The sequence below is a fragment of the Corynebacterium sp. HMSC075F02 genome (assembly GCF_001838335.1).
GTDB classification, from domain to species: domain Bacteria; phylum Actinomycetota; class Actinomycetes; order Mycobacteriales; family Mycobacteriaceae; genus Corynebacterium; species Corynebacterium jeikeium_D.
In genome coordinates, this window is the sequence record NZ_KV836311.1 from 110,674 (window position 1) to 132,771 (window position 22,098).

18 protein-coding genes and 1 tRNA gene are annotated in these 22,098 nt (G+C 59.8%); 8 read left to right on the top strand and 11 right to left on the bottom strand.

The window, feature by feature from the left end:
• Positions 1–8: 8 nt before the first annotated feature.
• Together HMPREF2920_RS05075 and HMPREF2920_RS05080 are read right to left on the bottom strand one after the other, a co-directional pair.
• Positions 9–272 (bottom strand): phosphoribosyl-ATP diphosphatase, encoded by a 264-nt coding sequence (locus HMPREF2920_RS05075; protein ID WP_005510825.1) that lies wholly within the window; start codon positions 270–272, stop codon positions 9–11.
• Between the two features lie 22 nt (positions 273–294).
• A complete protein-coding gene (locus HMPREF2920_RS05080) occupies positions 295–978 on the bottom strand; it encodes an HAD family hydrolase (RefSeq protein WP_080985620.1) in 684 nt (227 codons plus the stop codon).
• 155 nt (positions 979–1,133) lie between these two features.
• Here HMPREF2920_RS05080 and HMPREF2920_RS05085 point away from each other — a divergent pair, with 155 nt between their 5' ends.
• The gene (locus tag HMPREF2920_RS05085) at positions 1,134–2,039 is read left to right on the top strand and encodes a thioesterase family protein (protein ID WP_016422790.1); all 906 of its coding nucleotides are present in this window, start codon (positions 1,134–1,136) and stop codon (positions 2,037–2,039) included.
• A gap of 7 nt (positions 2,040–2,046) precedes the next feature.
• On the opposite strand, the gene metH is transcribed toward HMPREF2920_RS05085, so the two are convergent.
• From metH to HMPREF2920_RS05105, 4 genes are read right to left on the bottom strand one after another with little or no spacing between them, the layout of a single operon-like run.
• On the bottom strand, positions 2,047–5,706 hold the full coding sequence (gene metH / locus HMPREF2920_RS05090; protein ID WP_070567075.1) for a methionine synthase: 3,660 nt from the start codon (positions 5,704–5,706) through the stop codon (positions 2,047–2,049).
• A 49-nt stretch (positions 5,707–5,755) separates the two neighbouring features.
• Positions 5,756–6,163, bottom strand: a complete 408-nt coding sequence (locus HMPREF2920_RS05095) for a hypothetical protein (RefSeq protein ID WP_016422788.1) — start codon at positions 6,161–6,163, stop codon at positions 5,756–5,758.
• A gap of 2 nt (positions 6,164–6,165) precedes the next feature.
• On the bottom strand, positions 6,166–7,521 hold the full coding sequence (gene mshC, locus HMPREF2920_RS05100; protein WP_070567078.1) for a cysteine--1-D-myo-inosityl 2-amino-2-deoxy-alpha-D-glucopyranoside ligase: 1,356 nt from the start codon (positions 7,519–7,521) through the stop codon (positions 6,166–6,168).
• 18 nt (positions 7,522–7,539) lie between these two features.
• A complete protein-coding gene (locus tag HMPREF2920_RS05105) occupies positions 7,540–8,421 on the bottom strand; it encodes an undecaprenyl-diphosphate phosphatase (RefSeq protein ID WP_040361409.1) in 882 nt (293 codons plus the stop codon).
• Positions 8,422–8,553: 132 nt separating this feature from the next.
• Between HMPREF2920_RS05105 and HMPREF2920_RS05110 the strand changes: the two genes are divergently transcribed.
• From HMPREF2920_RS05110 to HMPREF2920_RS05120, 3 genes are all read left to right on the top strand, one after another.
• A complete protein-coding gene (locus HMPREF2920_RS05110; protein ID WP_070437473.1) occupies positions 8,554–9,489 on the top strand; it encodes an aldo/keto reductase in 936 nt (311 codons plus the stop codon).
• 108 nt (positions 9,490–9,597) lie between these two features.
• The gene (locus HMPREF2920_RS05115; protein WP_179078157.1) at positions 9,598–10,761 is read left to right on the top strand and encodes a hypothetical protein; all 1,164 of its coding nucleotides are present in this window, start codon (positions 9,598–9,600) and stop codon (positions 10,759–10,761) included.
• Positions 10,762–11,862: a quinone-dependent dihydroorotate dehydrogenase gene (locus HMPREF2920_RS05120; RefSeq protein ID WP_016422783.1), complete on the top strand. Its 1,101-nt coding sequence runs from the start codon at positions 10,762–10,764 to the stop codon at positions 11,860–11,862.
• A 141-nt stretch (positions 11,863–12,003) separates the two neighbouring features.
• On the opposite strand, the gene HMPREF2920_RS05125 is transcribed toward HMPREF2920_RS05120, so the two are convergent.
• Positions 12,004–12,576, bottom strand: coding sequence for a YbhB/YbcL family Raf kinase inhibitor-like protein (locus HMPREF2920_RS05125; protein ID WP_049170574.1), 573 nt, complete (start codon positions 12,574–12,576; stop codon positions 12,004–12,006).
• Positions 12,577–12,802: 226 nt separating this feature from the next.
• Here HMPREF2920_RS05125 and HMPREF2920_RS05130 point away from each other — a divergent pair.
• Positions 12,803–12,888: transfer RNA gene (locus tag HMPREF2920_RS05130), tRNA-Leu, on the top strand.
• A gap of 77 nt (positions 12,889–12,965) precedes the next feature.
• Here HMPREF2920_RS05130 and cls read toward each other — a convergent pair.
• A complete protein-coding gene (cls, locus tag HMPREF2920_RS05135) occupies positions 12,966–14,459 on the bottom strand; it encodes a cardiolipin synthase (protein ID WP_070854074.1) in 1,494 nt (497 codons plus the stop codon).
• A gap of 186 nt (positions 14,460–14,645) precedes the next feature.
• Here cls and HMPREF2920_RS05140 point away from each other — a divergent pair, with 186 nt between their 5' ends.
• Positions 14,646–14,978, top strand: a complete 333-nt coding sequence (locus HMPREF2920_RS05140) for an ArsR/SmtB family transcription factor (RefSeq protein WP_048734120.1) — start codon at positions 14,646–14,648, stop codon at positions 14,976–14,978.
• A gap of 60 nt (positions 14,979–15,038) precedes the next feature.
• Here the strand turns inward: HMPREF2920_RS05140 and meaB are convergent, their stop codons facing one another.
• The 3 genes from meaB to HMPREF2920_RS05155 form a co-directional block, all read right to left on the bottom strand.
• Entirely contained in the window at positions 15,039–16,151 is a 1,113-nt protein-coding gene (meaB, locus tag HMPREF2920_RS05145; RefSeq protein WP_048734122.1) for a methylmalonyl Co-A mutase-associated GTPase MeaB, read from the bottom strand.
• A gap of 66 nt (positions 16,152–16,217) precedes the next feature.
• The gene (gene scpA, locus HMPREF2920_RS05150; protein WP_005510731.1) at positions 16,218–18,437 is read right to left on the bottom strand and encodes a methylmalonyl-CoA mutase; all 2,220 of its coding nucleotides are present in this window, start codon (positions 18,435–18,437) and stop codon (positions 16,218–16,220) included.
• 8 nt (positions 18,438–18,445) lie between these two features.
• On the bottom strand, positions 18,446–20,338 hold the full coding sequence (locus tag HMPREF2920_RS05155; protein WP_048734125.1) for a methylmalonyl-CoA mutase family protein: 1,893 nt from the start codon (positions 20,336–20,338) through the stop codon (positions 18,446–18,448).
• Positions 20,339–20,724: 386 nt separating this feature from the next.
• On the opposite strand from HMPREF2920_RS05155, the gene HMPREF2920_RS05160 reads away from it, so the two are divergent.
• On the top strand, positions 20,725–21,396 hold the full coding sequence (locus tag HMPREF2920_RS05160; protein ID WP_070601441.1) for a TVP38/TMEM64 family protein: 672 nt from the start codon (positions 20,725–20,727) through the stop codon (positions 21,394–21,396).
• Between the two features lie 127 nt (positions 21,397–21,523).
• The gene (locus HMPREF2920_RS05165) at positions 21,524–22,096 is read left to right on the top strand and encodes a hypothetical protein (protein WP_049190712.1); all 573 of its coding nucleotides are present in this window, start codon (positions 21,524–21,526) and stop codon (positions 22,094–22,096) included.
• Positions 22,097–22,098 lie beyond the last annotated feature (2 nt).

The window sequence follows — 22,098 nt, forward strand, 5'->3', positions numbered from 1 at the left end:
GATTTCTCCTACAGGTACTTGTAAACATCCTCGGGGCTCAGCCCGCGACCGACCATGACCACCTGCAGCCAGTACAACAGCTGCGAAATCTCCTCTGCGAGGGCTTCGTCAGATTCGTGCTCAGCTGCAAGCCAGACCTCACCGGCCTCTTCGACAATTTTCTTGCCCTGGAAATGCACACCAGCGTCCAGCGCCTTGACTGTGCCCGATCCCTCGGGGCGCGACTGTGCTTTTTCCTTCAGCTCTGCAAACAGGTCATCAAAGTTCTTCACCCGGTCTATTGTTCCATGTCGTCTACTCGCCCGCGAAAGCAGCCCGCAATAAGCCCAAATTCGAGGTATCCAAATTGCCCGAAATGAAGCGCGCCGGGGGTACTAACGTCCCCACATCAGCCTGCGAAACGCTCACATCCGGCATTGGATTCCACACCACCGTGCATCCCGCAGCGAGTGCAGAGCGCACCCCCGTTGAGGAATCTTCGATAGCCAGGCAGTCCTCTGGCGCAAATCCGGCTAGCTCTGCGCCACGCAAGTACGGATCCGGTGCCGGTTTGCCGTTGGCCACCTCATCGCTACACACTGTTGCGGCGAAGTGCTGCTCCCCCATGACATCAATGCAGGGTTGCGCCACGTGCCGACGGGTATTGGTCACCAACACCACCGGAATGTCAGCAGCCCGGGCCTGGTCCAAAATCGCCGGCACACCCGGGCGCCACTCCACCCCATGTTCTAGAACCAATTCAGTGAAGCGACCTTCGACGAATTGGGAGCCCGAGGCAAACAGCTCGTCGTCAAGCGTGCGTCCCGCATGATCAGCACAAATCGACAGCGTGTCCCAGAGCGTGTTGCCGACGCACTGCATGCGCAACTCCGGAGTCAGGCGACGGCCTACGAATTCCGAGAGGTCGTACGTGGCAATCTCCCACAGAGGTTCCGTGTTGATGAGGCTGCCGTCCATGTCCCACAAAATTGCTTTCACACCATGCGACTATGCCAGGCACGCAAGCTTTTAGCGATTATGTCAGCAAAACCGTCGGATAAAGGTTTAGAGTTTCAGGAAGGAAAGTATATTGCGGTGTTACATGAAACCACCGCATGAACGTGTCCCGCGCGAATGAAAGGCATCGACTCGCTATGACAACCACTGAAGATTCGCTCGCCCAGGCTATCGACCAACCCGAGGCATACTTCATTCCGCTAGGGACGGTCACCGAAGGCGAGCTCAGCTACGAGCGCTTCATGCCCACTAGCTTCACTTATGGGGCGTGGGGGCCGTTTCAGCACGGTGCGCCGCCGTCGGCGCTGCTGACGCGCATGTTGGAGCGCCGCCGTCTGGAAAGCGAGGGGATGCGTATTACTCGCATCGCCGTGGATCTGTTGTCGGCTGTACCGTACACGGAGCTCCGCGCGCGCTCATGGGTCTCGCGCCCGGGGCGGCAAATCGCCAAGGTCGAAGCCGAATTGCTTGCCGACGTCAAGGGTGCCTGGCGGCCAGTTGCCACGGCGTCCGCATGGATGATGGCCACTGCGGATACGCGGGATATTGAGCGTGCATTCGACAAGCAGGTGCCCGGGCCCGAGGAATGCAGCGCCGAGTACATTCCGCTTACCGACGATTGGAGTGGCGGCTACATCGAATCAATTGAAGCCCGCGCCGGCGCGACGGAAGAGCTGGCCGAGACGCAAATTCACTGGGTTCGCGCGCAGTACCCAATCGTGCTCGGGGAGGAGCCGACTGCGGTGGAGCGAGTCATGCAGGTAGCTGATACCGCCAACGGTATCGGGGCCACGCTGAGCCCGCACCAGTGGGCGTTTATGAATACCGACTTAGTGGTTCACCTGCACCGACTCCCCCAGCTCGGCGCCTCGGAGAAGTCGGCGGAATCGGAGTTGCAGTCGGAAGACGGCGGCTGGGTGGGCATCGCCGCCCGCGGTTCCATTGGGCCGGACGGAATCGGCATGACCGCGGGCGAGCTCTACGATGTGCACGGCCCCATCGGCCGCAGCATGCAGACCTTGCTGGTGCGACCGCAGGGATAACGCGAAGCTACACGTTAAAGTACTTCGCTTCCGGGTGGTAGAGCACGAACGCATCGGTGGACTGCTCTGGGTGCAGCTGGAGCTCCTCAGAGAGCTCCACGCCGATGCGCTCCGGCTGCAGCAGGTCAATCATGCCCTGACGGAAGGTCAGATCCGGGCAGGAACCATAGCCGAAGGAGTAACGAGCGCCACGGTACTTCAGGTCAAAGAAGTCCTGGGTATCGTCGGAGTCTTCCGCGCCAACACTTGTGCCGTCGGAGAACGCGAGCTCGGAGCGAATGCGCTGGTGCCAGTACTCGGCCAGCGCCTCGGTGAGCTGCACGCCGATACCGTGAACCTCCAGGTAGTCGCGGTATTCGTTCTTGGCGTAAATATCGTTGGCGAAGTCAGCGATGGGCTGTCCCATGGTCACCAGCTGGAACGGCATGACGTCGGTCTGTCCTGCGGCGATGGCATCTTCGCGCGAGCGAATGAAGTCAGCAATGCATAGGAAGCGACCACGCTGCTGGCGCGGGAAGGTCCAGGACACCACTGGCTCTGCCGCGGGGTCGGGCTGCTCCCCTTCCGCAGGTAGCGGCAGTACGTGTACGGTATCGCCCTCAGAAACTGCTGGGAAGTAGCCATAGACGACAGCCGCATGCTGGAGGATGTTCTCGGCGCGCAGGCGCTGCAGCCATGCGCGCAGGCGTGGACGACCATCGGATTCGACCAGTTCCTCGTAACTCGGCCCCTCGTCGCCGCGGGTGCCGCGCAGTCCCCACTGCCCCATGAACAGAGCGCGTTCGTCGAGGGTGGTCAGGTAGTCGTCGAGGGGCAGGCCCTTGACAATGCGGGTTCCCCAGAACGGCGGTGTCGCAACGGGGACATCAGCGGCGACATCGGAACGCTCCGGCACCTCGGGGGCTTCAGCAGCAGCCTTGGCGGCGCGCTGCGCGGCGATGCGCTTGGAGCGCTCACGGCGGGCGCGGCGAGCTTCCTTCTTCTCGCGGGCAGCAATGGCCTCTGGCGAATTCTCGTCTGGGCCGAGGCCCTTCTTAGCTGCCATCAGCTCGTCCATGATGCGCAGTCCTTCGAAGGCATCCCTGCCGTAGTAGACATCGCCGTGGTAGAGCTCGGACAGGTCGTCTTCCACGTAGCTACGCGTCAGCGCGGCGCCGCCGAGCAGTACTGGGAAGCGGGTGGCATCGCCGGCGGAGTTGATCTCCAGCAGGTTGTCCTTCATCACCACAGTGGACTTCACCAGCAGGCCGGACATGCCGATGGCGTCGACATCCAGTTCCTTGGCGGCGGACAGAATCGTAGCGATTGGCTGCTTAATGCCCAGGTTATGCACGGTGTAGCCGTTGTTGGAGAGAATAATCTCCACCAGGTTCTTGCCGATGTCGTGGACATCGCCCTTCACCGTGGCCAGCACAATCGAGCCCTTGGAGCCCGTGGCATCCTCGGCATCCATAAAGCCCTCGAGGTAGCCCACCGCGGCCTTCATCGTCTCGGCCGACTGCAGCACGAATGGCAGCTGCATCTGGCCAGAACCGAACAGGTCACCAACGGTCTGCATGCCACGCAGCAGGTCCTCGTTGACAATCGCCAGCGGTTCCTTTTCCTTCATGCCCTCATCGAGGTCAGCCTCGATACCCGTGCGCTCACCGTCGATGATGCGCTGCGCCAGGCGGTCGAACAGCGGCATGGCGGCGAGCTTTTCGGCCCGGGCGTCCTTCGCGTCAGCGGCGGAGACTCCTTCGAAGAGCTCCATGAATACCTGCAGTGGGTCGTACTCCCCGTCGGGGTGCCCCGCTTCACGACGGCGGTCGTACACCATATCGAGAGCGACTTCGCGCTGCTTGTCGTCGATCTTGTTCATCGGCAAGATCTTGGAGCTGTGGGCAATGGCGGAGTCCAGACCGGCCTCGATGCACTCGTTGAGGAACACCGAGTTGAGTACCTGGCGAGCCGCCGGGTTCAGACCGAAGGAAATGTTGGACAGACCGAGCGTGGTGTGCACGTTCGGGTGGCGACGCTTAAGTTCGCGGATGGCTTCGATGGTTTCGATGCCGTCGCGGCGAGTTTCCTCCTGGCCAGTGGAAATCGGGAAAGTCAGACAGTCGACAATAATGTCCTGCTCGCGCAGTCCCCACGTGCCGGTGATGTCGGCGATGAGACGCTCGGCGATCTCAATCTTCTTGTCCTTTGTACGCGCCTGACCTTCTTCGTCGATAGTCAAAGCGACCACGGCAGCACCGTGCTCAACAACCTGGCGCATAATGCGCTGGTAGCGCGAGTCCGGGCCATCGCCGTCTTCAAAGTTCACAGAGTTGACCGCGCAGCGACCACCGAGGTGCTCCAGGCCAGTCTTCAAAACCTCCGGTTCCGTGGAGTCCAGCATGACCGGCAACGTCACCGAGGTGGCGATCTGCGATGCCAGGGTTGCCATGTCATCGCGACCGTCGCGCCCCACGTAGTCCACACACAGGTCAATCATGTGTGCGCCATCGGTGACCTGACCGCGGGCGGTGTTAAGGCACTTCTCCCAATCGCCGGCCAGCATGGCCTCGCGGAAAGCCTTGGAACCGTTGGCGTTGGTGCGCTCACCAATCATGGTGATGCCGGTTGTCTGCGTCAGCGGGGCTGCCGAGTACAGAGAAGCGACCTCATCGATTGGCTTTGCGTCCGGATCCGTCGATGGGCGTGCTGCCTGAACAGCAGGGCCCTGCTCAGCGTAAGCGCCTGCACCGGTAATAGCATCGCGAACAGCGGAAACATGCTCCGGTGTGGTACCACAGCAGCCACCGACCATCGCCAGGCCAAACTCTTCAACAAAGCCGCGCAGCGCTGTGGCCAGCTCTGGGGCGGTCAGCGGGTAGGTCGCACCGTTCTTACCCAGCACTGGCAGACCCGCATTCGGCATTACCGATACCGGGATGGAGGCGAAATTGGACAGGTAGCGTAGGTGCTCGCTCATCTCGTCCGGACCCGTTGCACAGTTCAGGCCAATCATGTCGATACCCAGCGGCTGTAGCGCTGCCAGGGCTGCACCAATCTCCGAGCCCATCAGCATGGTGCCTGTGGTCTCGACGGTCACGTGGACGACGATCGGAATCTTCTTGTCAGCCTGTCGCATGGCGGCCTTGACGCCGTTGACGGCCGCCTTTACCTGCAGCAAGTCCTGACAGGTCTCAATCAAAAACGCATCCGCGCCACCGGAAATCATGCCGAGTCCGGCCTCCGTGTATGCGTCGCGAAGCTGAGCGTACGGAGCGTGCCCCAACGATGGCAGCTTCGTGCCCGGGCCCAGCGAACCGAGGACAAAGCGTCGCATACCCTCGCGCCCCGGCCCCATTTCGTCAGCGACCTTGCGGGCGATTGCGGTGCCCTTGTGCGCTAGCTCCTGGATACGGTCTTCAATGTCGTAATCCGCGAGGTTCGGGAAGTTGCAGCCGAAGGTATTGGTTTCCACCAGGTCGGCGCCGGCCTCGAAATAACGCCGGTGAATCGTCTCGATGATGTCGGGACGAGTGTCATTGAGAATCTCATTACAGCCCTCGTAGCCGAGGAAGTCCGCGTCAACGTCGAGGTCAAAAGACTGCAGCTGGGTACCCATGGCGCCATCGCCAATGAGTACACGGCTGTGCAGTGCGGTGAGGAACTCGGAAGAGTGGCGATCAGTCATGAATAGACACCTTAGTCTACTTTCATAACCGCGCCGTTAATCGGGCTGGTTATTCCATCTCAAAGTAGCTTTCCGCCTTCACCGCAGGCAGGTCCAAACCGACAGCCTTCGTTGCGGAATTGATAATCGCGAGAATCTCGTCGAGCTCCTCATCAAAAATCGAGCCACCGTGCTCATGCTCAATCGCAGCCACGCGCTGTAGGCAGTTCTCTACCGCCTGCGTTGCGGCTTCTTCTCGCTTATCGACGGCCAGTTCCGCCGCCTGATCAATACCAGCGGCGGCCTCACGGAGGGCTTCCCCGACCTGGTCGGCTACCGATTCGTCAAAAAGTGGCTCCCAGAACTCGCGTTCCTCGGGCTGCAGGTAGCTGCCGGTGGCAAACATGCGCAAATCGGCAACTAGCTTATCGATGTTCTCTTGCGTTACTTCGACAGCAGACAGATCTGAGTTGCTCATGCTCAAATTTTAACGCCAAGCAGCGCGTCCAGCGCGGCGGCAACGAATTCTCCGGCACCCGCTGCGCCGGTTACTGTGCCAGCATCTGCCTTGTTGCTGGTATCCGAGGACCACTCCGCAGCCCAGGCATCGATAGCGGCCAGAGCAGCCGGCGTATCCAGGTCATTGGCCAGGCTTGCGCGCACATCGGCAACCAGTGCCGCTGCTGCGCTCACAGCCTTCTCATCGGTGGCAGTCTTTGTAGTTGCGCAAGCCGCACGCCAGGCCTCGTGACGTGCCTTGGCCGCCTCCAGCACCTCGTCCGACCAATCGCGATCAGAGCGGTAATGGCTGGCGAAGACGCCAATGCGAATAGCACTCGGGTCGACGCCGGCGGCCACCAGCTTGGAGACAAACACCAGGTTGCCCAGCGACTTGGACATCTTCACGCCGTCGAGCGCAATCATGCCAGCGTGAACATAATGGCGCGCCATACGTGCACAGCCAGTAGCGGCTTCAGCGTGAGCCGCCGAGAACTCGTGGTGCGGGAACGCGAGATCCGAGCCACCGCCCTGAATGTCGAAGCTCTTACCCAGGCGGTTGGTGGCAATCGCCGAGCACTCAATGTGCCAACCCGGCCGGCCCGCACCAAAAGGAGCCTCCCAGCTTGGCTCCCCGGGGCGAGCGGCACGCCACACCAGCGCGTCCAGTGGGTCCTCCTTGCCCGGGCGATCCGGGTCGCCACCGCGCTCCGCAAAGAACTCCGCCATCTGCTCTGCCGAGTAATTGGACTCGTAACCAAAGTTCTCAGTGGCACTCTTGCGGAAGTACACATCCGGGTACTCGTCATCGGTGAGCTGGTAGGCCGAGCCATTCTCCAGCAGCTTCTCGACCATTTCCACGACCTCGCCCACGGACTCAATGGCGCCGATGTAGTCGCGCGGTGGAATCACCGACAGGTTTTCCATATCCGAGCGAAACAAATCAATCTGCGAGGTGCCCAGCTCGCGCCAGTCCACCCCATCGCGCTCCGCACGTTCGAACAACGGGTCATCGACATCGGTGATGTTCTGCACGTAATGCACCGAGTGTCCATTATCCAGCAGCTGACGGTAAATCAGATCAAAGGTGAGGTAGGTTGCTGCGTGCCCCAGGTGCGTGGCGTCATAGGGTGTGATGCCACACACGTACATGGTCGCCTCCGGTCCCGCTTCCACCTGGGAGACCTTCTGATCCGCGGTGTCGTAGAGGCGTAGGGGTACCGATGTTGAGTTTTCGTCGTCAAGCGAATGCGCCTTACCTGTATTGCTGGCGCGGTTGAACACATCGAAACGCGCATCGCCGAGACTGGGAACCTGTGGTTGGGGCCACGAATGCATTAAATACTCACTACCTCACTAAACAGCGTTGATCGTGCCGAAGCCGAGCAACACCATAACAATCAAACCGACCGGGATGCGGTACGCGGCGAACCAAGCGAAGGAGTGGTTCGACACGAACTTCAGCAGCCATGCAATAGACGCATAGCCGACGACGAAGGCAATCAGCGTACCGATGGCCAATTGCGCTCCACTAGCGGCCTGTCCCGCCGCAGGGTCAAACGCGTCTGGAAGCGAAAAAATTCCAGCAGCGAAAACAGCGGGGATAGCCAGCAGGAAGGAAAAGCGCGTTGCAACCTCTCGGTCCAAGTGCAAGAACAGGCCGGCAGACACCGTACCGCCCGAGCGCGACACACCCGGAATGAGCGCCAGGCACTGCGCGAAACCCATGACGATGGCATCTCGCATGGTCAGCTCTTCATAGTTGCGCTCACGACGGCCGAACTTCTCTGCGGCGATAAAGACAAAGGAGAAAAGCACCAACACAGCGGCTGTAATCCAGAGATTGCGCAGGTTATCGCGGATGAGGTCCTTCCCCAGCACACCGATGATGGCAATCGGCAGCGTACCGACAATCACCATCCAACCCATGCGGTAGTTGAAACCGCGGGCTTCCTTATTGAACAGACCGGCAAACCAGCCAGTGAGGATCTGCCAGATGTCCTTGGCGAAGAACACCAACACAGCCAATTCGGTGCCAAGCTGCACCACAGCGGTGAAGGATGCACCGGCGTCCTGGCCCCACAGCAGCTCGGAGACAATCCGAAGGTGCCCCGAGGAACTCACCGGGAGAAATTCCGTCAGACCTTGCACTACGGACAGGATGATTGTCTGCGCCCAGGTCATACCGGTGCCGGCGGTATCGGCAGCGGTATCTGCTGAGGCGCTTAGTGTCGTCATGATAGTCACGGGTGTATAGGCTACTCGTCCGGTTTGTGTTGTGGCTATAGCGAGGTTTCGGTGCGGCGATAGCGAGACCTCTCCCGCGGAACTTTTCCCGCGACCGCACACGGGTGTCCTAAAGTAAAAATCGTGCAACAACGAATTCTGGGCAACAGCGGTTTACGCGTCTCCGCCTTGGGGCTGGGTACGGCCACCTGGGGTGCGGGTACCAGGCAAGACGAAGCCGGACGCATCCTGACGGACTTCCTCGACGCCGGAGGCAACCTTGTCGACGCTTCCCCACTCCACGGCGGCGACACTGTTGCCGACATGCTGGGTGCAGTCATCGCAAAGCGCGGTGTCGCCGACGAATTGGTGCTCTCGGTCGCATCTGGCATACACCCCGAGCGGCCCGTCGGCAGGCGCGTGGACTGCTCGCGTAAGACACTGCAAAAGGACCTCGACGATACGCTCGCACGCCTCGGCGTCGAACACATTGATCTGTGGTCGCCCGGCTACTGGGATGGGCTGACCCCACCGGAAGAGGTCGCCGATACCCTGGAATGGGCTGTGCGCACGGGGAAAGTACGTTACGCCGGAGTGCGTGGATACAGCGGTTGGCAGGCGGCGGTGACGCATGCCGCCGCGGATCGAATCGCTCCGGTGTTCGCACAGCATGAGTACTCGCTGCTCCAGCGAAGCCCTGAGGCTGAACTACTGCCCGCCTGTGAGCATTTGGGGCTCGGCTTTATCGGTGGCGCCCCACTGGCCCAAGGCGTTTTGACCGCCAAATACCAGCACATCATTCCCGAGGACTCCCGCGCTGCTTCCGAACACGCCGACGCAGAGGTACAGGACTATCTCGACACGCGCGGCGTCACGGTTGCAGGCGCGCTGACCACCGCAGCCAAGGGGCTCGGCGTCAGTGCTGCCGTCGCAGCGATTTCCTGGGCACGCGATCGGCCGGGCGTCACCTCGATCCTCGTTGGCGCTCGAGACCGCGCTCAGCTACGCGAAAACCTCACCGCCGAACAACTCACGCTGCCACCGCAGATTTGCAACGCGCTTGACGACGTCACGCTGTAATCAGTAACCGCATTCTTATAAAGACTTATAAGGCACAACGAATGCGAGAGCCTCCCACGGCTGGAGGCGTCCACAAAGTAATCAGGCCGGGGTGGTAGTTTCTATAGCGTGAGTGAAAACAGTCGTCGACGTGTCATAACCTCCCTTCTAGCGGGGCTTTCCGCTAGCGCAGTGGTCCTGGCAGGGTGCTCCTCCGATGTGGAAGGAGACATCGATGCCGGAATGGGCAACGCCACGCCAGTGCCGGCCGCTTCACCCGCTGCTCCCGATACTGCTATCGGGAGGGCCAAGAAGATTGATGAGGACGTTACCGATGCCGTGCTGGTCGGCGACCGAGTTGTCCTGAAGGCCGGGGACAAAATCTTTGCCGGTCCGCTGAATAACCCAATTGAGCGATCAATGAAGCTGGGCGCGAAGTGTGGTGAGCTCGCGCCGGGCGGCCCTAACGCTTTGCTGCCGTGTGAAGATGGCATCCACGTCATTACTGACCAGGCTACGGAAACGGCCGTTGTCGGCCGTGGCACCAACTACTCCGCCGCAGTTGGCCTGGAAGGCGGCCGCATCATCGGTGCCCATGCGGATAGCAATGTCGTCGATGTGTTCGGCGCTGATGGTGAGTTGGCCAGTGACTTCAAGGCTGCCAATAACGGGTCGCAGCTCGTTGAGATTCCCAAAGCGGACAATGACGCGGACGTCAAGCTGTTAGAGGTCAACCGTCCGGAGACTTCGGTGCATGAGCTCAAGCTCGATGAGTCCCGCGCTGGCTCTGCGCTGCGTGCGGGTATCGGCGTCGGCAAGGTAGCTTCCGGTGATCATGTCATTGCTGCCGCAGACACCAAGGGCAACCAGCTTCTTATTTACACTGCCACTGACGTCATTCGCCTCCACCAGGCAGCTCCGGCCCCGGAGGCTCCGTGGGCGGTAGCGGTCGATGAATCGCGCGGAATTGTCTGGGTGACTTCGACGAAGGTGAACAAGCTGACTGGCTACGACATCAGCTCGGGTACCCCAGTCAAGGTCGCGGACATCAACACGGTTGCAGATCCACAGTCGATTGTTGCCACCGAGGATGGCCAGATTGGCGTCTTCTCGGCTACCGGTGACGGGGCCCAGATTTTTGACTCCGCGGACGTCGATAAGGCAATTGCTGATTTCAAGCAGGATGCAGAGAAGATTCGTGAGGAGATGTCGGTTCGGGAACCAGCCGATAAACTACCGACCGGTGCAGGTGACACCAAGGGAGCAGACGACTCCGAGGGAGAGACTAAGTAGATGCCTTCGAAACTTCGCGCCAAGTCCTATCAACTCGCGCTAAAGGCAATGTTCCAGGTCCCACCGGAGCAGATTCACGAGGCCATCTCGAAGACCCTGAAGGGGCTGCAGAAGTCGGAGAGTCTACAGCGGGCGGTGAGCAAGCTACTCGTTGTTGACGATGCTGTGCTGCGTCAAACCGTGTTCGGTGTGGACTTCCCGCGTCCGCTGGGGCTCGCCGCGGGCTTCGACAAGGCTGCTATTGCCCCGGATTGCTGGGGGCCAATTGGTTTTGGCTACGCGGAACTGGGAACCGTGACTGCCAAGCCGCAGCCGGGCAACGATCGCCCGCGTCTGTTCCGTCTGAAGGAAGATCGCGCCATTTTGAACCGCATGGGTTTCAACAACCCCGGCGCCGCTGCTGTAGCGGAGAACTTGCGGGCGCGTCGCAGTGACGACGTGATTGGTATCAACATTGGTAAGACCAAGGTGACTCCGCTGGAAGAGGCCGTCGATGACTATCGAGAATCGGCTAGCCAGCTCGGCGGCTTGGCGGACTACGTTGTTGTTAACGTCTCCTCACCGAACACGCCGGGTCTGCGCGACCTTCAGGCGGTGGAGTCACTGCGCCCGATTCTGGCAGCGGTGACTGAGGAGACCGACTCGCCGGTGCTGGTCAAGATTGCTCCTGATCTCTCCGACGATGATGTCATCGCAGTTGCTGACCTGGCTGTTGACCTGGGGCTGGCAGGCATTGTGGCTACCAACACCACCATTTCTCGTGAGGGTCTGCGTACGCCCGCGGATGAGGTCGCGGAGATGGGGGCCGGTGGAGTCTCGGGTGCTCCTGTGGCAGCTCGGTCACTAGAGGTGCTGAAGCTGCTGCACGAGCGCGTCGGAGACAAACTAGTTCTCATCAGCGTCGGCGGCATTGAAACTGCTGAGCAGGCGTGGGAGCGGATTGCCAACGGCGCATCCCTGCTGCAGGGCTACACACCGTTGATTTATGGCGGTCCAGACTGGATTCGTGACATCCACCAAGGGTTGGCTCGCCAGATTCGAGCTCAGGGCTTCTATTCCATTTCGGAGGCTGTCGGCTGTGGTCTGCCGTGGCGTGGTTAACTGCTGAAAGCGGTTGAGGCTTCCTAACCCAAAAATAAACACGTGACCCCGGGTCCTGCGGCCATGAAGGCGCTGGCCCCGGGGTTTTCTGTATGAGTAGCGTGCCCGGTCGGTTGAGTTGCCCGTGTGGGCGCCGTATCCCTACTCCCCGACGTTCTCCCACCACGGCGTGATAATGGCACGCGCAATCGAGTGGAAGTACAGGTTGAAGCCAAGCACGGTCGGCGTCGCATCTTCCGGAACTTCAAGCTTCTCCACGTCGACCGCGTGCACCGCATACATGTAACGGTGTGGGGCATGCTGCGCTGGTGGGTTAGCTCCGTAGTGACCACGCATGCCCGAGTCGCCGACAAGCTGGATAGCGCCTTCTGGCAGCTTAGAGCCGTCTTCGGAGCCAGCTCCCTGTGGCAGACCCTTTTCGGTCGCTGGAATGTTGAAGACAGCCCAGTGCCAGAAGCCCGAAGCGGTCGGAGCATCCGGATCGAAGCAGGTCACGGCAATGGATTTAGTGCCCTCCGGCAGATTTGCCCAATCCAGTTGTGGGGAAACATTCGACGGAGCGCGGAATTCATCCGCAATCTTCTCGCCGTCCTTGATATCTGGCGAGGACAGCTCGAAGGTTGGCAAATCCTTCAGCGGTGCGTACGGATCTGGGCCCGGGAAAACCGGAGCATTTGCAGTGTCGTTTGCGGTGTCGTTGGAATTCGTAGTCATAACTACCAGTGTGCCTACTTTATGAGCGCGCTGCAGGGACTTCACAAGACTCCCTATCTGCAGGGCCTGATTCTCAGTGCGAATCCAAGGCGGATGCGGGGCTAACACCGCTGATGTAATTACACCCAGGTTTGGCGCGCTAATGCCCCGCTGACCTGCCAATTTGTGTTTCATTATGTAGTCGGGATAGAGTATCACAGGTCAGCACGGAAGTGCTTCCTACCCGGTCCGGGTGGCGGAATGGCAGACGCGCTAGCTTGAGGTGCTAGTGCCCTATTAACGGGCGTGGGGGTTCAAGTCCCCCTCCGGACACAAGATAAATCCCGAGAAACTGCAATTAGTGCAGCTCTCGGGATTTTTGCTTTGTCTGTCGGACCAATGGGACTGCCCTATTGCAGCGCCGAGGTCAAGCGGAAAACAGAGTCCAGGTAGCGCTGGCGAAGGGGCCTGTCATTCCATTCCTCCTGGGTGAGCAGGAAAGATTTGTCGCGGTACTCGTCGGCAAGCGTGATCAGTTTGTCCACGATGGAACCGGCGGCGGAAAGAAGCGTGATCTCGTAGTTGAGGCCGAACGAGCGCATATCCAGATTGGAGGAGCCGAACATGGCCATGCGGTCGTCGATAACCATGAACTTGGAGTGCAGGACCGCAGGTGCCGGATAGCGGTAAATCTTCACACCAGCGGTTAGCAGTGCCTGGTAGTAGGACTGCTGCGCGTGGCCGACCATGAACTGATCGGACTCTTCGTTGACGTAGAGTTGGACGTCGATGCCTCCATATGCGGCGGAGGTCAGCGCCATGAGCATGGATTCGTCGGGGACGAAGTACGGGCTGACGGCGATGATTCGCTTGTGCGCCTGGTAGATCATGTTATTGAAGACGCGCAGGTTCGGCTCCGTGCTGAAGCCCGGGCCCGACGGCAGCACCTGGACAACGTTGTAGTTGTCGTTGACTTCGGTGTTGTGGAGTGAATAGTCCCTGGTGGCGTCTGGGGTCTTGTATAGCTCGCTGGTCCAATCAACCGCGAAAATTGCGTCGAAGGCCAGCGCAATATCGCCCTCGAGCTCAATCCACGTGTCCACCCAGCGACGGCCGATCTTATGGTTCTTTTTCTTCTGATATTCGGGCTCAATCAAATTCTGCGAGCCCATGAATACAATGTCGCCGTCAACAACTACGAGCTTGCGGTGATTACGCAGATCCAGGCGGCGCCAGGTGAGCTTCAGCAAGCTCACGGGCAGCATCGGGTGCCAGGAGATTTTAGCCTGGTCCAGGCGCTTTTTCAGCTTGTAGTAGCCGGGGTACTTCCACGAACCAATTGGATCGACCAGTACCTTGACCTCTAGTCCCCTGTCGTGCGCGCGTTCAAGAGCCTGTATGAAAGGCTCCGTGCTGGAATCCAGTGCAAAGATGTAGGACTGCACGTGGATTGATTTCTGGGCCGCATCGATGGTCTCAATCATGCGGTCAATGGAGGCGTCGAATTCGGTGAAAAGTCCCTTTTCCGCGCTGGCAATTGCCGGCATTCCCGTGAGCTGGCGCGAGAGCTTGAATACGTTGACAACGTCATCTTCTATCTCGGCATCGTCCGGTACGTCGGGCAGATGCTCGGTACGTTCCGCAATGAGCTCCTGTGCCAGTGCCTGTACCTCATGCCGACGGCCCGTAATCTGCTGCGAGCCCAGGAAGAGGAACAGAGGTAGGCCGATAAATGGAATCAGCAGAATCAGCAGCAGCCACGCCGTCGAAGCCGATGGGCTTCGGTTTTCCGGCACCCATCCAATCGCGATGAACTTAATCGTGTAGTCGAGTGCGAAAAATAGTACTTGCCACCACGTTAAGTCCTCCACCAGCCACGGGAAGGTACCCATCAACCAATCCATGCAGATGATATTACTGAAGGAATTTTCAGTACCTTTGGTCGCGGCCCCTTAGGTGCACTCTCCCCTTTTCGTGACAGCCTATTGTGACATCTGAAATTGAATACTGGTATCAATACGTAGTAAGGTTCAACTCATTGAACATCGCAAGCGTTTGGCATGTCGACTTCGAAAGGACTACCCCTCCAAATGACTGAGAAGGCTCCTACGAGCACCGAGTTCGACGTTGCCACTAACGTACTGAAGTTGATGGCCGACAAGACGCGTCTCTCGATCCTGTCGCTCCTCCGTGACGGGGAGATGACCGTCACCGCCATCGCTAGCGCGCTCGATCGCCCCGTCCCCGCGATTTCTCAGCACCTGGCGAAGTTGCGCATGGCCAATATGGTGCAGACCCGCAAGGAGGGCACGTCTAGCTTCTACTCTCAGCCCGACGAGCACCTTACCAACCTCGTGGTCAACGCTCTCCACTTCGCCGAACACACGCTCTACAGCGATCCGCCCCATCACCGCGGTCAGTAGGCGCACACGGATACGCCCGCTTTACTCGCTTTACGACGAAAACCCCGCGCCTTTCTGAACCTAGTTGGCGAGCCCGGCGTTCGATGCCCTTCCCTGGTCAAATGCCTCCATGATGCGCTGGGCGGCGAGCGTCGGTGTGAGCAGCCCCGAGCGGAGTTGTTTTTCCACCAGGGTGCTCTCTGTCTGCACAGCCTCGTTGGTGTTGAGCCGCTGCAAGAGCGTCTCGTGAACCATGGACCACATCCACTTAATCTGCTGGTTAGCGCGGTTTTCATCAAAGAGATGATTCTCGTGCATAGCCTCGACATGGTCTTCGATGGCTTGCCAGAACTTGTCGATGCCGTCGTCCTCCAATGCCGACATAGTCAGTACCGGTGGCGTCCAGACTTGGTCTGAGGAACGAACCATCTTCATGGCCGTCATCAGATCACGCGCAGCGCGCTTTGCCGGGCGCAAGTTCTTACCATCCGCCTTGTTGATAGAAATCACGTCGGCCATCTCCAGCACACCCTTCTTGATGCCCTGGAGCTGGTCACCAGCGCCGGCGAGTGCCAGAAACGCAAACGTATCCACCATCTGGGCCACCGCGACCTCGGACTGACCGACGCCGACAGTTTCGACGATGACAATGTCGTAGCCTGCGGCCTCGAGCACCACCATGGCCTCACGCGTTGCCTTGGCGACACCACCGAGTGTGCCCGCAGAGGGCGACGGACGAATGAAGGCTTCATCCGCGGCCGAGAGTCGGGACATACGGGTCTTGTCGCCCAGAATCGAACCACCGGACTTCGTCGACGACGGGTCGATGGCCAGCACTGCAACGCGGTGGCCCTCCTCGATCAGCTTCAGTCCGAGGGTTTCAATCGTGGTTGATTTACCGACGCCGGGGACGCCGGTAAGGCCGACACGCATGGCCTTGCCGGAAAATGGCAGCAACTTCACCAGTAGCTCTTGAGCCAGCACCTTATGCGCCGGAGCAGTCGACTCCAGCAGCGTGATTGCCCGGGCCAACTTAGTGCGGTTTCCAGCCCGCACGCCCTCAAAGAGGTCGTCGACATCGATCCGTCGTCGCGCACGGCGGACGACTTCGGGGGCTACAGCGGTCTTTCCCTCAACGACCGTGCCAGCGGTAGTGACGAGGGTGCCCAGGTTTTCTTCAAGATACTCGTTCATCGCTAGTTCTCAATTCCGACAACGCGCTGAGCTGAACAGTCAGCCCAGCGCGGATGCGGTAGTTATTTAGGACTCTTCGTCAACGGCAAGGTCGAGGCCCAGCTCGTTAGAGAGCTTGGTCATCATGTCGATTGCCGAATCAGCGATGACAGTGCCCGGCGGGTAAATAGCCGCGGCGCCGGCATCGTAGAGTTCCTGGAAGTCGCCCGGTGGGATAACACCACCGACAACAATCATGATGTCCTCACGACCCAGTTTTGCCAGCTCATCGCGCAGGGCAGGAACGAGCGTCAGGTGTCCGGCGGCCAGCGAAGAAACACCGACGACGTGGACATCCGAGTCGACTGCCGACTTGGCGGCCTCCTCCGGAGTTTGGAACAGCGGTCCCACGTCAACGTCCATGCCGAGGTCCGCGTAGGCGGACGCGATGACCTTCTGGCCACGGTCGTGACCATCCTGGCCCATCTTGGCCAGGAAGATACGGGGACGGCGACCTTCCTGCTCTTCGAACTTATCGGCCATGGCGATGGCCTTGGAGACGTTGGACACGGCTCCCTCCTTGCCAACTTCGTCCTTGTAGACGCCGGAGAGAGTACGGATCTCGGCCTGATGGCGGCCAAAGACCTCTTCCATGGCGTCGGAGATTTCACCGATGGAGGCCATGGCGCGAGCACAGTCGACAGCGAGCTTCAAAAGGTTCTTGTCCAGGTCCCCCGGTTCACCCGGGTTACGGCAAGCGTCGGTCAGAGCGGCCAGTGCCTTCTGAACCTCTTCCTCGTCGCGCTCGGCGCGCAGGCGAGCCAGCTTGTCAATCTGCTCCTGGCGCACGCGGGAGTTCTCAACCTTGAGAACCTCGATGGCCTCGTCCTCTTCGACCTGGTACTTATTCACGCCGATGAGAGCCTGACGACCCGAGTCAATACGGGCCTGCGTACGAGCTGCAGCCTCTTCAATACGCAGCTTCGGAATGCCCTCGATGGTGGCCTGTGCCATACCGCCGGCCTCTTCGACCTCGTCGATGTGCTGGCGTGCACGCTTGACCAGCTCATTAGTCAGCCACTCGATGTAGTAGGAACCAGCCCACGGATCAACCGGACGCGTGGTGTTGGACTCCTGCTGAAGCAGCAGCTGAGTGTTACGAGCAATACGGGCTGAGAAGTCAGTCGGCAGTGCCAGAGCCTCGTCCAGTGCGTTGGTGTGCAGCGACTGGGTGTGGCCCTGTGTTGCGGCCATAGCCTCAACAGCAGTACGCGCGACGTTGTTGTAGACATCCTGAGCGGTCAGCGACCAACCAGAGGTCTGCGAGTGAGTACGCAGGGACTGGGACTTCGGGTTCTTCGGGCCAAACTTGCCAACCAGCTCGGACCAGAGGATGCGGCCTGCACGCAGCTTGGCGATCTCGGTGAAGGTGTTCATCGAGATGCCCCAGAAGAAGGACAGACGCGGAGCGAACTTATCAACTTCCAGGCCAGCGTCAATACCGGCCCGCAGGTACTCGATGCCGTCGGCAAGCGTGTAAGCGAGCTCAAGGTCGGCCGTCGCGCCCGCTTCCTGAATGTGGTAGCCGGAAATCGAAATCGAGTTGAACTTCGGCATCTTTGCCGAGGTGTACTCGAAGATCGAGGAGATGATTCGCATCGAAGGCTTCGGCGGGTAGATGTACGTGTTACGAACCATGAACTCCTTGAGAATGTCGTTCTGGATCGTACCGCGCAGCTGCTCGGTCGAAACGCCCTGCTCTTCAGCGGTGACAATGTAGAAGGCCAGAATCGGCAGCACAGCGCCGTTCATGGTCATAGACACCGAGACGCCGCCCAGGTCAATGCCCTGGAAGAGCTCACGCATGTCGTAAATCGAGTCAATTGCCACGCCGGCCATACCGACGTCGCCGGACACACGCGGGTTGTCCGAGTCGTAGCCACGGTGGGTAGCCAGGTCGAAAGCGACCGAAAGGCCCTTCTGGCCGGCCGCGAGGTTGCGGCGGTAGAAGGCATTGGACTCAGCTGCGGTGGAGAAGCCAGCGTACTGGCGAATAGTCCACGGTTGGTTGGTGTACATGGTCGGGTACGGCCCGCGCATGAATGGGGCGATACCCGGGAAAGAATCTACCGGGTGGCCCTCGGCAGCAGCGGCGTCGCGGTCAGCGCGATCGTAGACGCGCTTGACATCGATGCCCTCTGGAATGGTCCACACTTCACCAGCTTCCGCGGCAGCTGCCTTGTTGGTGGCAGCGGCTGCGTCGTCGGTGTTGCGGGAGATGTCAGCGAAATTTGGGATGGTGGTCATTACTTCCTTCACGCTCCCAGTTCGTTCAGCAGTCGGGACAGCTCCGCGACAGCATCGATGGTCATGTTCAGGTATCCGTCGGGGCGAGCGTCCTCAGCGGCATTGGCGAAGCTCTTCTCGGAGCCGGCCACCAAGACCTCCTTAGCGCCGGCGGCGCGGGCGGCCTTGACAGCGTCCTGGCCCGAGGCCTCGTACTCGCTGTCGGCTGCGCACAGCACGACAATCGGAGAGGCCTTCACTGCCTCTTCGAAACCTGCCTCGCCCGGCACAACCTGGCCGGGGTTGGCGACGGCGATACCGCCGGAAGCCAGCAGGTTGGAGGTAAAACCAGTGCGGATGTTGTGCTTGGCCAGCGGACCCAGCGGCAGCATGGCAATCAGCGGACGGTTGCCCTTTTCAGCCAGGAAGTCATCGGAGCGGTTGCGCAGCGCCTCGAAGTCGCTGGCCCAACGGCGAATCGGGTCGCCCTCCGGGCGGGCCTCAGGAGCCAGTGGGGCCTCAGCCAGGTTCGGGAACTCGTTGATGGCGGTGACCTTGGTGCGGCGGTGTGCGATGTCGGCGCGGCGCTTTTCCCAGGTAGCGTCCAGGGCGGCGCGAATATCGGCCTCCGCGGAGGCGAAACCGCCGCCGGCCTCAGTGCCGGTAAAGATCTCCCATGCCTTGTCGGCCATTTCTTCGGTCAGGTCTTCGACGAAGTAGGAGCCACCTGCTGGGTCGGCGACGTAACCAAGGTGAGACTCTTCCAGCAGCAACAGATTGGTGTTGCGAGCGATGCGAGCCTTGAAAGTCTTGGAGACGTTCGGCATGCCGCCGACAACTGCGTAATCAAACGGCAGAACCTCAACTGAGGAGGCACCGCCGACACCTGCGGCGAAGGAGGCGACAGTCACACGCAGCATGTTGACCCACGGATCGCGCTGGCTGAACATGACCGGGGCTGTCACGGCGTGCATCGGAGCGCGGCCAGCTTCAGGGGCGCCGATAACCTCAGCAACGCGGGCCCAGAGAACGCGAGCGGCGCGGAACTTCGCAATGGTGTCGAACTGGTCGTCGGTAGCGGCAAAGCGGAAAGCGATCTGGCCGAGGGCTTCTTCAGCGCTCAAGCCCGCGTCGGTCAGCGCACGCAAGTAGGCGACACCAACGGCGAGACTGTAGCCAATCTCCTGGATGTTGTTTGCACCCAGGTTGGAGAAAACAACGCCGTCGACAAGCAGGGCACGGACGTCGCCCGGCTGCTTAGCCGCCTTGACGGCCAGCTGCGTGGCCTCGTCGAGAGAAATATCGTCAATACCGGCAAAAGCGGAGGTCAGCGGAGCCGCGGAAAGCTCGACTGCGACGGCGTCCGGATTAGTCGGGTTTGCCTGCTCGATGTAGGACGTCAGTGCTTCCGCAACCTGCGCAGTCTTCTTACCGGCATGCACGGCAATCGGAGCAAGGTCGACGTAGACGTTGTTGAGCAGAGCCGGCACATCAGCGGCTTCGAGGGAGCCGGTGAAGTCCAGGCGGATGTCCGTGGTGCCGTTTTCCAGTGCAGTCAGCAGAGTCTCGTTGACGGCCTTTGGGTCAAGTGCATCCTCACCTGGGTACTGGCGACCGAAGGTTTCCCGAACGCCCCAACCGTTGGTGTTGTCCGAAGTGACCTTTGCGCCACGGACGAATGGGAACTGGCCCGGAGCTGGGCTTTCCGCGAGCTCGTCCGCGCGGGTGTAGAGCGGGCGAACATCGACACCGTCATAGGTGGTCTGAATCAGTCGTTTCCAAATATCGAGCGGTACATCTGCAACGTCTTGCTTGTGCACCCGCGCGAATACCTTGGCCACGCCCTGATACCAGGAATTCTGCAATTCCTCGAAGTTTGGTGGCAGCGTGGAAGGTGATTCGGGGGTCGTTCGGTCAGTCACGACAGACCTTCTCCCTTACATGTTCTAAGCAACGCCTCTATCAATCCATAACCGAGGAAATTCGGCTGCGACAATTTCCGAATTCTCCGCGACGGAAAGGGATTTAAAGGCGTTGGCTTCCTCCAATAGTCAATAAGAGCCACTAGTCAGACGCTAAGACTCACCCGAGTGTCCATGCACTGAACTTTTCAGCTATTTGTGCAATACCCTTACGTTCGGTTTTGTGCTGACGGGCACGTCAAGTGCTCGAGCCAAGGCATAGTGACCTTGATTCCCATCCTAGTGAAATAATGGGCAAACGCCTTTAGCCGCTGACTAGCCCTCCTCGCAGAGCCTCCAACGCGCAGGTCACACGCTTCCCCGCAATCCCCGGTAACCTCAAATGGGTGAACGTATCCGATGTGCGAATTACCCCTACACTCAAAAAGGTTCTGCTGGTGCTAGCCGTAGGTGTGGGGGTCGTCGTCACGCTGTACGTCGATGTTCCCACCGTCGCTACCATCCGGCAGTGGTCCATCGATGCCGGTGACTGGTTCCCGCTCCTCTACTTTCTCGCATACGTTGCACTGACTCAGTTCCCAATCCCCCGCACCGTATTCACTTTGGCTTCCGGAATTCTCTTCGGGCCAGTGCTCGGTTTCCTGCTGGCAATTACTGCGACGACGGTTTCTGCCCTTCTCTCCCTCTGTATTGTGCGGTTTTTGGGACGCGATTGGTTTCGCACGCACCTGACCAACCGCCGTCTTCTCAGTCTCGACCATCGGTTGGAGCAACGCGGCTGGCTCACAGTGCTCAGCTTGCGCATGATTGCTGGCGTGCCATTTTCGTTTCTCAACTACGCCTGTGGACTGTCGTCGATACGCATCGTGCCGTATATCATCGCCACTGCCCTAGGTTCGGCGCCGAACACACTCGCCGTCGTTCTGCTTGGCGACGTGCTGTTGGTCGGCTTCGACGTGCGCTTTGCGGTGGCCACGGGAATTCTGCTCGTGCTTGGCTTGCTGGGACTTCTTGCGGACGCCAAGTTCCCTGTCGTAACCGGTTCTTCGAAACGTTAAAACACCGCTTGGCGCTCTTGAGCTAGACGTGAGTTTTCGGCGAGTTGGTGTGGGGCGCCCGTGAGTGTGCGGAGGGAAGGAAAGTGTCTTAGCCCAACTGTCAAGGGGTGGGGCTAGACTAGAGCGTATGTATTCAGTCTTTGCCAGGTATCGCGGTCGATCTACTCGCAGGGCAGATCACGTTCAGGCCTCTGCGCAGGCACTTTCCGGCCTGGAAGGCGTAGGAACTGTTGAGGTTGCAGGTATCGAAGAGCTTCGCGCAGCTCCTGAAAATGCTGTGGGAGTCACCACGCTTGTGCTGGCGCTATTGGCCGCAGGTGACTGGGCGATAGGTATCGGTGTTTGTCCTCAGGACGACATTGAGCAAGCGCATCTGGCATCGAGCTCAGTCATCGGTAAGGGAGGCAGGGCCGGCACGGTAAAAACCCGCATTCGGACTAACAATCCGCGTGGTAAGGATTACTCGGAGGATATTGGTGCAGCATTCACATTGCTGCACCACGTTATCTCTCGCAGGTCCCCCGAAGGCCGCGAGGCAACTGGTTTGGTTCGCGCTGGTTATTCACAGGTAGAGGCCGCGGAAGAATTGGGAGTTTCAAAGCAGGCCGTCAATCAGCGCCTCGCAGCAGCTGGCTGGCAGGCGGAGCTGGCCGGATGGAACCTGGCCGTCCACCTGCTTCAGCGAGCTGATGAGTTATAAAA

What these genes read in the sequence shown, in the direction of transcription:
- HMPREF2920_RS05085 (WP_016422790.1), top strand. Translation starts at nt 1,134, where the DNA reads ATGACAACCACTGAAGATTCGCTCGCCCAGGCTATCGACCAACCCGAG.
- metH (WP_070567075.1), bottom strand. Translation starts at nt 5,706, where the DNA reads ATGACTGATCGCCACTCTTCCGAGTTCCTCACCGCACTGCACAGCCGT.
- HMPREF2920_RS05095 (WP_016422788.1), bottom strand. Translation starts at nt 6,163, where the DNA reads ATGAGCAACTCAGATCTGTCTGCTGTCGAAGTAACGCAAGAGAACATC.
- mshC (WP_070567078.1), bottom strand. Translation starts at nt 7,521, where the DNA reads ATGCATTCGTGGCCCCAACCACAGGTTCCCAGTCTCGGCGATGCGCGT.
- HMPREF2920_RS05105 (WP_040361409.1), bottom strand. Translation starts at nt 8,421, where the DNA reads ATGACGACACTAAGCGCCTCAGCAGATACCGCTGCCGATACCGCCGGC.
- HMPREF2920_RS05120 (WP_016422783.1), top strand. Translation starts at nt 10,762, where the DNA reads ATGCCTTCGAAACTTCGCGCCAAGTCCTATCAACTCGCGCTAAAGGCA.
- HMPREF2920_RS05125 (WP_049170574.1), bottom strand. Translation starts at nt 12,576, where the DNA reads ATGACTACGAATTCCAACGACACCGCAAACGACACTGCAAATGCTCCG.
- cls (WP_070854074.1), bottom strand. Translation starts at nt 14,459, where the DNA reads ATGGATTGGTTGATGGGTACCTTCCCGTGGCTGGTGGAGGACTTAACG.
- HMPREF2920_RS05140 (WP_048734120.1), top strand. Translation starts at nt 14,646, where the DNA reads ATGACTGAGAAGGCTCCTACGAGCACCGAGTTCGACGTTGCCACTAAC.
- meaB (WP_048734122.1), bottom strand. Translation starts at nt 16,151, where the DNA reads ATGAACGAGTATCTTGAAGAAAACCTGGGCACCCTCGTCACTACCGCT.
- scpA (WP_005510731.1), bottom strand. Translation starts at nt 18,437, where the DNA reads ATGACCACCATCCCAAATTTCGCTGACATCTCCCGCAACACCGACGAC.
- HMPREF2920_RS05165 (WP_049190712.1), top strand. Translation starts at nt 21,524, where the DNA reads ATGTATTCAGTCTTTGCCAGGTATCGCGGTCGATCTACTCGCAGGGCA.